Raw genomic sequence first — 15,277 nt, forward strand, 5'->3', positions numbered from 1 at the left:
ATATTTCTTTACGTTATCAGCATCAAAAGCATTTTAACATCGCTCGTGGAGACCATGGTTATTATATTGATGGGACAAGATAATTTCATCAATTATAGTTCATCCAGAAATGAAATAGGTTGGACACTAGGCAACAAGGAAAAAAGTGCAAACGAAGAATGGAGTTTTACTTTCTTAATACCAAGCCATTTCTTACTCCAGTATATTCCCCTTCATCAATAGAAATTTTACCATTGATTATACTGTATTCTACTCCTACTGCCAATTGAAACGCATCGTTGTAGGTGGCTTTATCCTGAAATGTATTTGGGTCAAAAATGATAATATCAGCAAAATAACCTTCCAACAATTTACCACGCTTAGGAATTCGAAGAATATCCGCGGTAACCGAGGCACTTTGGTTTATAAAGGAACCTAAATCCAATACACTGTCCTGTTTTACATATCTATGATATTTTTTAGGAAAGGTCCCATATTTTCTTGGATGCCCCGAACCGCCATCAGACCCGGTAACCACCCATGGCTCATCCATAAAATTTGCAATATCGTATGGATTCATATTGAAGGAAGCTATTTTCATATAACCTTCCTCTAGAATCTTGAATACTGTTTCTTCAGGCTTTAAATTCAAGGTTTTCGAAATCTCCAACAGATTCTTTCCTTCATAATCCTTGTTGGGAGATTGTACAATCAGCAAGGTATTGGGACCTCCTCTTCGAGTGATGTTATTTTGAGTTTCTTCCAGTATTTGAATTCTCAACCCATCATCTCGGTAACGTATATACAGAGAATCTTTACCACCACTCTCCGCCCAACGGGGTACAACGGCAGATTGCAAGCCTGTTGCAGATGCTTCATACGGATATTGATTTGCTGTAATATCAATACCTTTTTTTCGAGCATTTTCAATAATAGTAATAATGGAATCACTTTGTTTCCAAACATCAACGCCTAAACATTTTATATGTGATATATGAACAGGCAATTGGGCTTTTTTCCCAATTTCGATGGTTTCCTTAATCGCTGGAATTAGACCCACGGAATACGTACTTTCATCTCGCATATGTGTGTCATAAATACCATTATTCTTTGCTACTACTTTGGCCAAAGCAATGATTTCCTCAGTATCGGAAAAGCTTCCAGGGGCGTAGAACAAGCCTGTTGACATTCCAAAAGCACCAGCATCCATTTCGGTCTGGATAAGGTTTTGCATTTTTTCAATTTCTGTACTAGTGGCCTTAATGTCGGTATTCCCAATTGCCATTCTACGAATGGTTCCATGTCCCACTAAAAGCACTACGTTGGTTCCAACCCCATGTTCTTCGCACTTGTCACGATATTTCATTAAAGGGTACGGGCTACTACCATCATTACCTACGGTTACCGTTGTAATTCCCTGGTATAGAAAAGGTTTATTGTCTGACAATTCAGGGTTGCTTAAATCTTTTGTAGCATGGGTATGTGGATCTATAAAACCAGGAGAAACCACCAGACCTTTGGCATCTATTGTTTTAGGTGCGGTAATTTCCACTGCATTGGCTTTTCCAATGTAAATGATTTTATCATCTTTTACTGCAATACTGACGGATTTGGGAATAGTGCCCTCCCCTGTATAAACGGTTCCATTTTTTATTAAGATATCAGCGTCAACTTTCTGTTTTGTACAAGCTGCCAAAAGCAGTATAAACATGGTGCTACATCTGAAATAAATTCTACGCTTCATCCTTGTATTCAATTAATTAAGTAAACCTAAGTTATGGGGAAACCTAGACAAAATTGTGGATATAGCCAAGCAAGAAACAAACTTTTAAAAAACTTTGCCCAATGCATTGCTAACTTTAAGCCATCCTGTTTCATTCTCACGAAGTTTAGATCGTTCCTGTTCTATGTGCACAAATCTTCCAGTTGTATAAGTAGCAGGAACACTACATGGGTCAGAAGAACCATTTATATATCTACCTTGAGTATTGTCCATTGCAGCATAGCGGGTCCAATTGGTATTTATATGTGGAATTTTAAAGGTAAGCGTATTATCCTCTTCCAACAGGGCATCCTTAATCATCACCACATAATCCTTGACCGGTGTTTTGTTTGTTCCATTGCTCATTATCACATAGGGGTCTGTGGGTTCTTTTCCAAATCCATGAAGTTGAACAAAAACACTGTTGGGTAATGAATTATAAAGGTTTTCCGTTGTTTTTTGAAACATTGAATTTACATTATGGGGCACATCTGAAATACGATAAGGGGCATAATTGGTACTACACGATCTTGTGGTGCCATCACAGGAAGATGATTCATCTCTATCGCAGCGATGTGCTCCACTTAGAAATAAGGCTTTTGCAACATTTCTTCTAAAGGCAAATGCTGCTTGATATCCTGTTTTTTGATCATGTAATACATGGGGTGCCCCCAATACTAAATCCTTTCTTTTTGGAGTTTTACTAAAAACATAGGTGCCCCAATAATTTAATCGGACATCGTATTCTTTTAACACAAAATAAACCTGGTTGGGTGTTGCGTATGTATCTGTAAATTCAACAATTTGATAGTTCAGATATACAGCTTGGTGTACCGCCTCGGTTATATCTTCATCCAAAATGGCATCGATGATCAAATCCCATTGTTTCAAATCTGTTTCTGTGGGAACCTTATATTTATTGGCTGATATTCCTGGAACCATATCCAATAGATTGCCCAAATAGTCTTCTAGGTTTCCTGAGTCGTATTGCAGTTCGGCCTCAAGTGGGTCCATGGTGGCAACATTCAAGGGGTTACTCAATTCTGAAGAATTACCTGCGGCATCGGTGGCCATTACTTGGTAAGTATATTCCGTACCAGGCACAAGGTTTTCCAAAAAGTAAGAGGGCTTTCCCGATCCAACCAAAAACTCGTTGTTTTGGTATAGCGAATAATTTTTGACCTTAACATTATCAAGTGCCGAATCCCAATATAAATACAAAGAGTTTTGGGTAATATTGTCAGCTTTTAAACCTGATGGGGTCGTTGGGGACTCTGTGTCAGGAACCGCTACCTTTTCTCCATCACTTTCCGATGAGCAGGAAAACATTATTAAAACCAATAAGACGATCCAAAATATTGTTATAACATGGACATTAAAATTTCTGTTCACCATTGTATCCATAGATTTTCTTTTTTTAAAACTTGATAAAATTGATTCATTTATTGGTTGCCAACCTTATTCTTCTGCTTCGTATACAATCACATTATCTAAATCAAATGACTCCGCTGTAGCTCCAGATTGTATTTGAATAACCAACTGATAGGAGCGAATTCCTTTTTGAAAACCACTGTTAACCTCCATCCATTGTCCTGCCACTGCCTCTATATCGTCATCGTAAATTTGTATTAGTTCAAGAACCTCGTCACCATTATCAGTAGTGATATTTGCATAGGCATGTATGCCATCCAATGCTTCCCAACTGGTATCACCGAAATAAACCTCAAAAGAAACACCAGAATTGTTCTGACCTTCCGGAACCTCCACTGTATCGAATGTGATTCTAATAGCCCCATCGGCATCTTCTGAATGAAAGCCCTGCACACCATCGGGATATTCTTCATAATCTTCAAACAAAGACATGACACCAATACGTTCTTCTACAAATCCAATACTACTGGCACTTATATTGGATATCGCCACATATTCTGAATTAAAGCCGAGCTCATCATCAGACCCTGTTCCTTTCGAAGTATAATCCACATAGGGTGGGGCCACGCCATTAACAAGATCAAGTGTTTCATCATTTGCTCCATTTCTATTGTAAACATCTTCTTCACTTCCTACAAGAGGCTCTTCAAAAGAGGTTCCCCTGATTTTTTTACCTGGAGGCTGAAAAAATCCCATAGTAAACTCCATGGCATTGTTATGCCCCAATTGTTTTAAACGGTTCGTGGTACTTCCTCCTTGGTTTATGTAATTAAAATCATAATTTGGAGACATCCCATTAAAAGTTCCTGTTGGAGTAACTACTGTGGCAACAAGTGTTATCCTATCAGTCAATTCAACATCCTCTTCTGCTATCCCCATTGCCTTAAGTAGATCACCAATGTTTAGTTCCATTGCATAGGGAAAGTTTTTAACTTCCAACAAATTTTCAGCAACAGCCTCTCCGTCTTCGTACACTGCACTAAGTGTATAACTACTTGCATTTTCATTCGGATCTTGGATGGTCGCCGTAAAAACTTCTGTATCTAGTTTTAATATATTAAAACTAAGATTTGGAGCTTCAGAAAATACAACGTAGCCTCCCTTGAATGTAATATCTTCCAGTGTATTGTTATCTTGGGCACACCCTATAATCAACACTATTCCTAAAATCAATTGTATTCTTTTCATAATGCCATGTTTTCCTGTTATTTAATAAAACCCTCAGGATTGGTATCCCAAAAAACCTTATCGGTATTCTGTTTTTGGAACAATGAGGAATTGATTTCCACCGCATCGGCCGAATATGGGAAGCTTCTGGGAAAAGTAGGGTTATCGTTATCTATGGGCACCTGTATATTGGATGGATAGCCGGTTCGCCTGTATGCATTGTAGGCTTCCAACGAATTTCCATATGCTGCCAAATAATATTCGGTGATGACAATATCCAGTCTTTGTTCATCTGTAGCCACATTATTAAAGCTGAACAGTACTTCAGCAATATAATCGTCCACATCTTGCGCCGTTGCTTCAAAATCCGAACTGACACTGCCAAAACCAAGTACTTTGTTCATTGAGTCTCTTATAGCTTCCTCCAAGAGTTTTTCGGGATCTTCATTTGTCTTAAGCATCAATGCAGCTTCCGCCCTAAGAAACTTCACAAAAGAAGATGTAAGCAAGGGCAAAATTCCTGCACCATCCAAATGGGTTGAAGTGCTGGGAGCTTCATTGAATTGATTTTCATCGAATGTCCCACCTCCCGGATAAATACCATATACAGTTCTATCAAGATTACCACCATGCCCAATTCTATTTTCTCCATGATCCAATCCTATATAATAGTCACCAACATAACAGTAATCCACATTGGATTCTTGAGGACATGTCGAGTATGGTACCATGCTAAAAGGATCAGTATCTGATTGACGATACAGGTAATAACGAAGTCGAGGATCTTGTACACTCTTGGAATCCTTCAACATAAACATAAAATAGTTGCCCATGTATTGTCCAAAATCACCAACATATCCTCTTTGGAAATAGAGATGTCTACTTTCTGGTTCAACCACTGTGGAATAGGTGTATTGAAAATCTTCGCTTTCGGAATTTATCAAATCTTTTTCCAACAGCTCATTAATTGCCAAAACAACATCAGAAACTCCGATTTCGGAACTTGCCAATCGTGTTTGAACTAGAATTTTAAGTTTTAAGGAGTTTGCTAAAGCTATCCATTTTTCCTTGTCACTATCATAAAAAAGGTCTGTGGAAAAATTAAAATTGGATGATTCAATATCTACAATAGCTTGATCGATATCTGCTAATACTTGTTTGTATATTTCAGGCCCACTGTCTATACCTGGATTGGGATATTCCGAAGGTGTTACGGCTTCTGAATAGGGCATTGCCCCTACATAATCCACCATAGTTATGGTGAGATAGCCCATGAGCAATTTATTAATTGCATTATGAAACAATAAACTTTCATCTTCTTGTGCCAATGTTTCTATCGTCCTTGAATTGTTCAATGTTTCAAAATAGCTTTCCCACTCATTATCCAGTACACTAACCGATACTACATCACCATATGTATCTGTCATTGCCTCGTAACGCATTACATCATCTGTATTTAAGATCATACGACCCATGAAGTATTGAAATTGATACTGCATTTCATTTAAAAGGTATTCTGGGTCTGCACTCTCGGGGGTCAGATAATTGGGATTGTCCTGTAGATCAAAATCAGAGACTTCACAACCCAATACTACTAAAGGGAGAATTACCATTATTTTAATTTTTCGCATCATTTTTCGCATCATTTTTTATTAAGATCGAGTTAGAATGTTACCGACACACTAAATGCAAATCGTTTGGTAGAGGGCACGGTGCTATCTCCTTCAAGTCCATCACTTTCTGGGTCGTAATTCACATATTTTGGAAAATTGGGTGCTCTGTACCATAAATTTCTACCCGACAATTTCAGGTCCATTCTTTTAAATGGAAGACGATCAATGGATTTCGGTTTTAGGGTATACCCCAATGCAATCTCCCTTAATCGAAAAATGGATGTATCCCACATGGCCAAGTCATTGGGATTATAATAGTTGGAATAGCCTATCCTACCTCCGTTCAATTGTATAGTATTGGGAATTTGATTTCCATTTCCATCGAGCAAAGGTTCCCCTGTTTGATCATCAGCCAAGAATCCAGGAATCACAAAAGACCCTTCTCTGTTTTCAGTTTCCTTGGCTACGCCTCTTTCCAGCATGTTTTTTACTGCATATGAATAAATTTCTCCCCCATGACGATATTCCATTTGAGCACTTATAGTAAAGTTTCCAATTCCAATACTATTTATGGTGGTAAGCCTCCAATCTGGGTTTGGGTCACCTATTACTTTGGTAGGAAGCCCTATATCTGTACTATTAATGACCTCACCTACCCTTGTACCACCGCCATTACCACTAATTAATAGGTTTCCGTCTTCATCACGTAAAGCATAATCACCCTTTATAACGCCGAACGGCTCTCCTTCAACAGCGAATCGATCTTCGGTAATATTGATATCTGCTCCCGTGGGGGTGGTTTCCCTGACAAGGGACTCATTGGCGGTAAGTATGTTTCTAAGATTCCACCGAAATTTATCTCCCCGAAAAATGTCCACACCCAAATCCACTTCTATACCTTCACTATCTATCCTTCCTAGGTTAATGTATTGATCGTCATAACCTGTGGATGGCGCTACTGGTGATTCTACAATCTGATCTTCCGAAACTCGCTTGTATACCGAAGTTTCCAAGGAAACCCGATTATTAAAGAACTTCGCCTCAATCCCCAGTTCCAGTTCTTTGTGCAGTTCGGGTTTTAAGTTAAGGTTGGCATACCGTGTACTATACCTATTGGTTACCGGGTAGGAACCATCGGGTGCGGCAAATCTTAGTGGATCTATGATTAAGGTGCTCCTTGTTCTGTAAGGTGAAGGATAGCCGGATGAGGTGGCATAAGCCCCTCGTAATTTTAAATAATTTAGTATGTTACCGCCAAAATTGATCGCGGATGTTGGAATAAAAGAAACAGAACCACCTGGATAAAAAAGAGAGCGGTTATCACGTTCTACCGTACTTCCCCAATCATTACGTCCAGAAAACGTTGTATACAGATAGTTTTTGTATGCAAATTGCAATTGGGTAAAAGCACCTGCTAAATTTTCATCGCTACGGGTATAGCTAGATTCGGTAGCTGTATAATTGCTCGGTCGGAGAAATCCATACACAATTTGGCCATCTGAATTTGAAGAGTTGCTTGTATATCGGGTAATTTGACTGTTAACACCCAATTGTGCATCTAGACTAAGATTTTTTATCAATTCCTCACTAAAACCCAATAATATCGTTTGGTTCACCACAACCTCTTTACTATCTCCAATATTTAAATAACCATATCCATAGCTATCATCATCGTAGCCCCCTTTATTAGAATAATCAAAACCAGTATAGTTCTCACTGTCAAAACCTGCTCTGTAGGTTATTTTTAATGCTTTTGACAACTCATAATCTCCGGTCACATTTCCAAACACTCGTACCTTATCATCATAATTTCCAGAATTATGCAACATCCAAAGCGGGTTGGTATCATTTCTATAATACACGGACTCTCCTGTCAACGGGTTTTGATAAGGCAATTCGGTAAGGTCAATCCATCTGGGGATGTAAAAAATTAAACTGAATATATCCTCATCGTTAATAAGGTTTACTTTTCTAGTAGAGTAACCTATGTTAGCTGAAATATCCAATTTCTCACCAAGTTTGGCCTTGCCCCCTATGCTTAAATTAAAACGTTTGAGGTCGTTATTTGCTATTATCCCTTTTTCATCTGTATAACCAGTTGATAAATTGAACCCTACTTTTTCCTTAGAAGTTGCAAACGTAAAGGAATGACTGGTTCCTATTCCCATATTGAAAATATTCTTTACATTATCCGGTTTCGCCTCTATTTGAATCATTTTATCGGCATACTCCGGGAAAACATCCCCCAAAGCTGCATAAGGATGAGCCACTTCCTCCAATTCGGAAAAAGCAGGTCCGAAATTTGAGAAAATCGTCGAGTCAAACTGAACCCCTTCCAGTCCATTCGAATAAGTGTTTTGAAATTCCGGCAACTGGGAAACGGTATTGGTATAAACCGTGGTTGAATAAGAGACAGTCGTGCGGGCTTCACCTAGGGTAGCGGAACCACTCTTGGTCTGTATAAGAATTACACCATTTCGTCCTTCGCTACCATAAAGCACTGCCGCATTGAAACCTTTAAGGATACTGACATTTTCGATATCGTTGGGGTCTATGTCCCGAAGCAACCCATTAAAGGGAACATTGTTTACCACAATTAACGGAGCATTGGAGCCCGTCAACGATATATTTCCACGAATACGAATACTTGACGAAGAGCCTGTTTGACCATCTGCCGGAGTTATTGACACTCCTGCGACTTTTCCTTGCAACGTACGGGCAAGATCGGCTTCAGGACGATTTTCCACTTCTTCAGGGCTTACATTGGCAATGGCGTACCCCAATGCCTTTTTGGATTTTTTAATCCCTTGTGCAGTTACAACCACTTCATCTAAAAGCTCTGTGTTTTCTTCCAACACGACATTGATTGCTGTTTGCTGTCCCACAACGATTTCTCTGCTATGGTAGCCTACATAGCTATATTGCAAAACTCCATTCGCCTCACCCAGTGAGATAGTATAGTTTCCATCGAAATCTGTTATCGTCCCTATTGATGTTCCTTTAAGCAATATACTGACCCCTGGTAATGGACCAGCCTGATCACTTACATTTCCGGTAACTTGCCGCTGGGCATTGATCGTTATTGATAATAACAAAAACGACCACAGGCACATAAATTGGTTCTTAAGCATGGGCAATCTGGTTTAGGTTTGTGAAGGGTAAGGTCTGGGAGCGGTGAACAGTGAAACGATAACTTGTTCCAATTATCGGCACTAAAACATTGGGGCCAATAAATAGGCATCTTATTACTATACGGTGCAAAAAACTTATCTCCGACCATTCATGTCCATCCTCATAATTAAGGAAATGGATATGATGGTATAAGAAAGTTCTGTGGGCAAGATTTGGGATATGCATTGTGAACTTTTTGTTAAAAAACTGAAAATTAATAGATAAACTTCTACCTTGGGCATACCAATCTTATCAGATACCGCATACCAATTATGCATTTTAACATTAAAGGCCTTTTAGCACGAAATGGCTTTTTTTTGGATGTAAAACAACCTCAAATTTATGTCAACCTCTATACAGCGTTCAAAAAAGCTATATTGAACCGATCCTTGGAGACCGGTTACCAACTCCCGCCCTCGCGGGTTTTGGCAAATGATCTTGGTATATCCAGAAGCACCGTATTAAAAGCTATAGATCTTCTACTTGTAGAAAATTACATTACTGCCAAAAAAGGTTCTGGATATTTTGTGAGGGCTCCTAAAAACAAGAAGATTAAACTCAACATTTCCGCTATTGAAAAAAAGGGAGGTTACCCCACACTTTCTCAAAAAGGCAAAGCTTTTTCCGAAAATGCAACATGGCTAGAAGGAGATTCTACAAAAGGGGTGGCGTTTAGACCAGGGCTTCCACCATTGGATATTTTCCCTGTTCAAATATGGAAAAAGCTTATTGATGATTACTGGAAAAGAATTACTCCTTCTGAATTATCCTACTGTAACACCATAGGACTGGAATGTCTTCGAAAAAATCTGGCTCATTACTTAAAAGTATATAGAAACGTGCATTGCCATCCCGATCAAATTATTATTACAACGGGATCGTTGCACTCCCTTTATTTAGTTTCCAATATTCTGCTGGAAGCCCATGATAACATCGTGGTCGAAAACCCGACTTATCCTATGGCATACAAATTATTTAAAAGTTTGGAGGTCAAAATTCATGCTGCCCAAGTAGATTCTGAAGGACTTAATTTAAGTAAAATAACCTGCCATAAACCCAAGTTTGTTTACACCACACCTTCTTGTCAATATCCAACTGGGATTAAAATGAGTATGCAGAGACGTTACCAATTGCTAAAATGGGCTGTAAAAAATGAGACTTTTATTATCGAGGATGATTACAATCATGAGTTCAGTAATTGGGAAAAACCGCTGGGTTCACTTTATGGCATGGACACTCAGGAAAGGGTGATTTATTTGGGCACATTCAACAAACTGATTCATCCATCCTTACGATTGGGCTATATGATCTTACCACAGCAGCTTGTGGGACCGGTAAGTGCACTCTATCAACAATCCAGCAGGTTTGTATCTCGACAAAACCAAAAGGCCATGAGTGCGTTCATCGAAAAAGATTATTTGAACAAACATTTAAGAAAGGTTATTGATACGGCTAAAGAAAGAAAAGATTTTTTTGTTCATCATTTCAATAACACAATGAGTGATTTCTTTTCCTTAGACACTTCAAGTGAAGGACTCCATCTTATTGCGCACAATAAGGTCAATATGCAGGATATTTATCTAGAACAAAAATTCGCAGAGCATAATATTAAGGTACATGCATTGAGCAATTATTATATTCTTCCCAACAATGTAAATGGTTTGGTCATGGGGTTCTGTTCCGTCAATCCAAAACAGATTAAGGAAACCATTTTGAAAATGAGTGAAATTATGGAGCAACTTAAAGGATGATCAAACAGCAATTGGCCCATCAAATCAATAAAATCTGCATTATTTTTTTAAGGAGTCTAACACACGATTTAATTCTATCAATTCATTTTCCAGTTTCTCGTTCTCCAGGATATACTGTTCCTTTAATTGATTTATTTTACGTTCAAACTCATCGGCGGGAACATAATCCGGCTCTAAAAGTGTTTCTTTGAAAATGGCCACAACAGTAAACAAAAAGCTTATCACCACAGCAGAAATAAGACCAATAAGCAACCTTTTTTCAAGTTTAGAATCGGAACCGCTTTTCTTGAGCAACTTTCGTTCTTCCTTTGTTAATTTGGGAGCGTTGGACATTTGACCTAAAAAAACATCCCACTTTTCTTCCTCTTTTACATAGAGGTTCATAAATCCTCCTTCATCCAAAAAACCTACCGCTTTGGGCGTAGATGACAACATAAAAATATCCAGACCATTGCCGCCCATAACATCTATAAGTTCCGGGTCGTATTCTAGAATCTCCTTTACCAATTTTTGGACATATTCCAAATCATAATTGGGTCTTAAAAATTCATCGTAAAGGGTCTGGATTTGAAAATAATCGTTGCGGTCAAGTGCATAATCTAAAAAACGATCTTTCAGTTCGGCCTTAAAAAATTCGCTCATTTTTTAGAATGGATGGTTAGCGGATTGAATTTTGGTTTATTTCGGTTAAAATTAATGAATTGGGATGATCAATACTTATGAATAAAAGTAAAGTATTTATGAAGTTTTCATTTTAGATATTAATAAAACCAAGCGTCTGTTAAGACATAAGTCATTAATTATTAACTGGTTCTAAACAATCTCTGCACTCAAACCTGCCTGTAAAAGTTTACTACATTTAGGTTTTAAGACAACATACTCACCTGTCTTAACCGTACATTTTCCATTATAATGCACTATCAAAGAGCACTGTTCCGCTTGTTCGGGTGTATGCTCACACACCTTTATAAGGGTTTCTATGACATGATCAAAGGTATTAACATCATCATTGAACAACACTATTTCGTGTTCCTTTACCGTCTCTTCATCCAGAAGGACATCTTCCAGCTCTTTTTCTTTGGTGCCCATGTTTATTGGAGTTTACGTCTTTCTAATTTACATATTTTGCTGAAACCCAACTGTTCTTCTCTAAATTTTTTTCAAATTCCAAACCATAGATGGCACATTTTGAGGAAATTGCATCCAAATCATCAAAATAAAAGCCACTTAAAAATAGTGAGCCTCCTTTTTTTAGACTTTTGGCATAGATAGGTATGTCTTCCAAAAGAATATTCCTATTGATATTTGCCAATATAACATCGTACTGTTTTCCTTCAAGCAAACCACTATCGGCTTGGTATGCTTTTATATCGTCGCATGCATTGCGTTCAATATTTTCTTGGGTATTTAAAAAGCACCATTCATCAATATCGATGGCATCAACGTCCCCGGCTCCTTTTTTCTTAGCTAAAATGGCCAATACTCCAGTTCCACACCCCATATCCAATACCGACTTTCCAGAAAAGTCATTATCTAAAATATGCTGTAACATCATATGTGTGGTTTCGTGGTGCCCGGTTCCAAAACTCATTTTAGGCTCAATAACGATATCGAAATCCACCTCAACTGCAGCGTGAAAAGGTGCACGAACCATACACCTGTCCCCGACCTTAATAGGGTGAAAATTTTTCTCCCACTCCGCATTCCAATTCTGTTGCTCAATTTCCTTACTCGACCAAACTATCTCAATGTTTGGATCTTGAAACACAAATAAGTCTTTCAACCCATTTTCTTGCCATTCAGATTTTAAGATATAGGCCAATAGCCCTGTTTCATTTTCCACAAAACTTTCAAAACCCAATTCCCCCAACTCCGCAATTAAAATATCGGTTGCGGGTTGGAGCGGAGCTATCTTAAAATCGTATTCGAGGTAAACCATGAAAATGGCTATTTAAATTGCCTTGATAATGTCCGTGAAATCTGTAGCGACCAAAGAAGCTCCCCCGATCAAACCACCATCCACATCAGGTTTTGAAAATATTTCCGCAGCATTGGCTGGTTTCACACTTCCTCCGTAGAGAATGGAAACACCTTCGGCAATGGATGAACTAAATCCGTCTGCCAGTGTTTTTCTAATGAATGCGTGCATTTCCTGTGCCTGTTCTGGACTGGCCGTTTCACCCGTACCAATCGCCCAGACCGGTTCATAAGCAAGTATAATTTTGCTCCATGCGCTTGCATCTAAATCAAATAGGGCATTTTTTAACTGGCTTTCTACCACGGCAAAGTGATTGTCTGATTTTCTATCCTCCAATTCTTCACCGAAACAGAATATAACTTTCATATCCTTTTCAATCGCTGTATTTACTTTTTTGGCCAATAACGCATCATCCTCACCAAAATGTGAGCGTCGTTCCGAGTGTCCTAGAATTACAATATCCACACCTAAACTAAGTAACATGTCTGCAGAAATCTCACCTGTATATGCACCATTTTCAGCAAAGTGCATATTTTGCGCAGCAACTTGCATGGTGGAATCTTGAAGTGCTTTTTTTGCCGCTTGTAGATTTACGAATGTGGGTGCTACGATAACATCGGCATCGGTATCTGGTAGTTTGGCCGAAAGTTCGGTCAACAATTGCTCAGTTTCTTGTAGGTCCTTGTTCATCTTCCAGTTTCCGGCCACAATCTTTGTTCTCATGTTATTTGGTTTTCTTATTGTTATGTTTAAAAAGTAAGTTCGTTAAAATCGTTATAATGGACTTTTTGCTTTATAGTACCTTTGCTAAGCACCAAAATACCTGGATTGGAACGTACTATGGTTTTTAATGTGGTTTCGTCGGTAAAATAAAACTCAAAATCCAATCCATAGGTATCGATCAACTTGTTGGCCATAGTACTACTCGATGCCGACATTCCTATTACCTTATATCCTTTTTCTTTTGCTTCTTTTGCCACTTTGGCCACTTCCTCAAAAGCTTCGTAATTACTCTTTGCCAAGTCGTAAGCTATCACCATCACCAATTTATCCTCTTCCAAAAGTTCTGCTGCATAATCTTGTCCTTCTTGCTCAATGGTAAAATCATGTATAGGTGGTTCGTATCCTGCTTGAATCTGCGTTGTTTCCACATCGATAAATTCTCCATCTACCGTAGGATAATCTCCTTCGGTAACATGAATTTCTTCCTTTCCATTTACTTTAAATCGCCATTGATACTCATAAATAGGCTGTGGAGCATCATCGGGCACGGACATTCCTTCTTGGATATTGGCTTCAATTTTATAGGGTCTAAAATCTACGGAAGGTAGATGTGCCAAAACGTGGTTAGCAAACAGAATACTGGCCAATAGCGCTGTTGCACCAATAATCCAATTGGTCTTGGATGAAAATAATGGAACTATAAATTTTTTACCGAAGAACAATATCAAAATAAATACCAATAGGATAACATCTTTAGTAAAGGATTCCCATGGCGTTAATTTAATAGCATCTCCAAAACATCCACAATCGGTTACTTTGTTAAAATAGGCCGAATAAAAAGTAAGAAAGGTAAAGAAGATTATCATGAGCAGAAGACTCCAAACCGTAAATTTTGGTTTAAAACCTACAAGCAGCAACACACCGAGAATTACCTCTACAATCACTACAAAAACAGAGATTCCCAATGCCAATGGCATTAAGAACGGTAAATCCAGTACGCTAGGACTAAAATACTCTTCCAATTTAAAGGAAAAACCCAAAGGGTCGTTCAACTTTATCAGGCCACTGATAATGAACAGTACCCCAACCACAATTCTTGATATCCAGACCAAATATTTCATTTTTCTTCGTTTAAATGAATCAATGCAAAAACCGCATAATTAACCATATCCTGATAGTTGGCATCTACCCCTTCACTAACCAATGTAGCTCCTTGATTGTCCTCAATCTGTTTTACACGCAACAACTTTTGTAAAATTAAATCCGTTAAAGAACTTACACGCATATCTCTCCACGCTTCACCATAATCATGGTTTTTGTCTTCCATTAATTTTTTTGTATTGGCCACTTCCTTATCATAGAGTTCGATTGCTTCCTCAATATCAATATCGGGTTGCTCCACGATTCCTTTTTTGATCTGGACAAGCGCCATAATGGAATAGTTTATAATACCGATAAACTCGGAACGCTCGTCTTCATCGATTTTCCTAATCGCGTTTTGCTGAAGACCTCGAATGCGCTGTGCCTTAATAAAAATCTGATCCGTTAATGAAGGTAACCGCAGAATTCGCCAAGCGGTTCCATAATCCTTTGCTTTTTTTAAAAACAATTCCCGGCAAGTTTGTATCACCTCGTCGTATTGTTGGGAAGTATGCTGCATGTATTGTTGCTAATTTGCGTAAATTTCGTCCAACTTGATTGT

The 15,277-nt window shown here is 38.4% G+C and carries 12 protein-coding genes; 1 reads left to right on the plus strand and 11 read right to left on the minus strand.

Features of this window, described 5'->3' with window-relative positions:
• Positions 1–166 precede the first annotated feature (166 nt).
• The 5 genes from MWU56_RS06850 to MWU56_RS06870 all read right to left on the minus strand — a co-directional run bounded on the left by MWU56_RS06850 (position 167) and on the right by MWU56_RS06870 (position 9,083).
• Positions 167–1,723 (minus strand): N-acyl-D-amino-acid deacylase family protein, encoded by a 1,557-nt coding sequence (locus tag MWU56_RS06850; RefSeq protein ID WP_247043225.1) that lies wholly within the window; start codon positions 1,721–1,723, stop codon positions 167–169.
• A gap of 84 nt (positions 1,724–1,807) precedes the next feature.
• Positions 1,808–3,070: a fibronectin type III domain-containing protein gene (locus MWU56_RS06855; RefSeq protein ID WP_247043227.1), complete on the minus strand. Its 1,263-nt coding sequence runs from the start codon at positions 3,068–3,070 to the stop codon at positions 1,808–1,810.
• 129 nt (positions 3,071–3,199) lie between these two features.
• Positions 3,200–4,360, minus strand: coding sequence for a hypothetical protein (locus tag MWU56_RS06860; protein ID WP_247043228.1), 1,161 nt, complete (start codon positions 4,358–4,360; stop codon positions 3,200–3,202).
• A 17-nt stretch (positions 4,361–4,377) separates the two neighbouring features.
• The gene (locus tag MWU56_RS06865) at positions 4,378–5,973 is read right to left on the minus strand and encodes a SusD/RagB family nutrient-binding outer membrane lipoprotein (RefSeq protein WP_247043229.1); all 1,596 of its coding nucleotides are present in this window, start codon (positions 5,971–5,973) and stop codon (positions 4,378–4,380) included.
• 29 nt (positions 5,974–6,002) lie between these two features.
• On the minus strand, positions 6,003–9,083 hold the full coding sequence (locus MWU56_RS06870; RefSeq protein WP_247043230.1) for a SusC/RagA family TonB-linked outer membrane protein: 3,081 nt from the start codon (positions 9,081–9,083) through the stop codon (positions 6,003–6,005).
• 312 nt (positions 9,084–9,395) lie between these two features.
• On the opposite strand from MWU56_RS06870, the gene MWU56_RS06875 reads away from it, so the two are divergent.
• The gene (locus MWU56_RS06875) at positions 9,396–10,874 is read left to right on the plus strand and encodes a PLP-dependent aminotransferase family protein (protein ID WP_247043231.1); all 1,479 of its coding nucleotides are present in this window, start codon (positions 9,396–9,398) and stop codon (positions 10,872–10,874) included.
• 39 nt (positions 10,875–10,913) lie between these two features.
• On the opposite strand, the gene MWU56_RS06880 is transcribed toward MWU56_RS06875, so the two are convergent.
• From MWU56_RS06880 to MWU56_RS06905, 6 genes are all read right to left on the minus strand, one after another.
• Positions 10,914–11,516 (minus strand): hypothetical protein, encoded by a 603-nt coding sequence (locus MWU56_RS06880; protein ID WP_247043232.1) that lies wholly within the window; start codon positions 11,514–11,516, stop codon positions 10,914–10,916.
• 171 nt (positions 11,517–11,687) lie between these two features.
• Entirely contained in the window at positions 11,688–11,963 is a 276-nt protein-coding gene (locus tag MWU56_RS06885; RefSeq protein WP_247043233.1) for an ATP-dependent Clp protease adaptor ClpS, read from the minus strand.
• Positions 11,964–11,985: 22 nt separating this feature from the next.
• Positions 11,986–12,813 (minus strand): 50S ribosomal protein L11 methyltransferase, encoded by an 828-nt coding sequence (gene prmA, locus MWU56_RS06890; protein ID WP_247043234.1) that lies wholly within the window; start codon positions 12,811–12,813, stop codon positions 11,986–11,988.
• A 12-nt stretch (positions 12,814–12,825) separates the two neighbouring features.
• Positions 12,826–13,575, minus strand: a complete 750-nt coding sequence (tpiA, locus tag MWU56_RS06895; protein WP_247043236.1) for a triose-phosphate isomerase — start codon at positions 13,573–13,575, stop codon at positions 12,826–12,828.
• Between the two features lie 26 nt (positions 13,576–13,601).
• Complete coding sequence (locus MWU56_RS06900; protein WP_247043238.1) at positions 13,602–14,696, minus strand: BT_3928 family protein; 1,095 nt, start codon at positions 14,694–14,696, stop codon at positions 13,602–13,604.
• The gene (locus MWU56_RS06905; RefSeq protein ID WP_247043240.1) at positions 14,693–15,235 is read right to left on the minus strand and encodes a DUF1599 domain-containing protein; all 543 of its coding nucleotides are present in this window, start codon (positions 15,233–15,235) and stop codon (positions 14,693–14,695) included. Before MWU56_RS06905 ends, MWU56_RS06900 begins: the two co-directional genes overlap by 4 nt.
• Between the last annotated feature and the right edge of the window lie 42 nt (positions 15,236–15,277).

This window comes from Allomuricauda sp. F6463D, assembly GCF_023015965.1.
Classification (GTDB): domain Bacteria; phylum Bacteroidota; class Bacteroidia; order Flavobacteriales; family Flavobacteriaceae; genus Flagellimonas.

Bases quoted from the DNA above. Each gene is read 5' to 3' on its own strand.
- prmA (WP_247043234.1), bottom strand. From the start codon at position 12,813: ATGGTTTACCTCGAATACGATTTTAAGATAGCTCCGCTCCAACCCGCA.
- MWU56_RS06865 (WP_247043229.1), bottom strand. From the start codon at position 5,973: ATGATGCGAAAAATTAAAATAATGGTAATTCTCCCTTTAGTAGTATTG.
- MWU56_RS06880 (WP_247043232.1), bottom strand. From the start codon at position 11,516: ATGAGCGAATTTTTTAAGGCCGAACTGAAAGATCGTTTTTTAGATTAT.
- MWU56_RS06885 (WP_247043233.1), bottom strand. From the start codon at position 11,963: ATGGGCACCAAAGAAAAAGAGCTGGAAGATGTCCTTCTGGATGAAGAG.
- tpiA (WP_247043236.1), bottom strand. From the start codon at position 13,575: ATGAGAACAAAGATTGTGGCCGGAAACTGGAAGATGAACAAGGACCTA.
- MWU56_RS06870 (WP_247043230.1), bottom strand. From the start codon at position 9,083: ATGCTTAAGAACCAATTTATGTGCCTGTGGTCGTTTTTGTTATTATCA.
- MWU56_RS06850 (WP_247043225.1), bottom strand. From the start codon at position 1,723: ATGAAGCGTAGAATTTATTTCAGATGTAGCACCATGTTTATACTGCTT.
- MWU56_RS06875 (WP_247043231.1), top strand. From the start codon at position 9,396: ATGCATTTTAACATTAAAGGCCTTTTAGCACGAAATGGCTTTTTTTTG.
- MWU56_RS06900 (WP_247043238.1), bottom strand. From the start codon at position 14,696: ATGAAATATTTGGTCTGGATATCAAGAATTGTGGTTGGGGTACTGTTC.
- MWU56_RS06905 (WP_247043240.1), bottom strand. From the start codon at position 15,235: ATGCAGCATACTTCCCAACAATACGACGAGGTGATACAAACTTGCCGG.
- MWU56_RS06860 (WP_247043228.1), bottom strand. From the start codon at position 4,360: ATGAAAAGAATACAATTGATTTTAGGAATAGTGTTGATTATAGGGTGT.
- MWU56_RS06855 (WP_247043227.1), bottom strand. From the start codon at position 3,070: ATGTTTTCCTGCTCATCGGAAAGTGATGGAGAAAAGGTAGCGGTTCCT.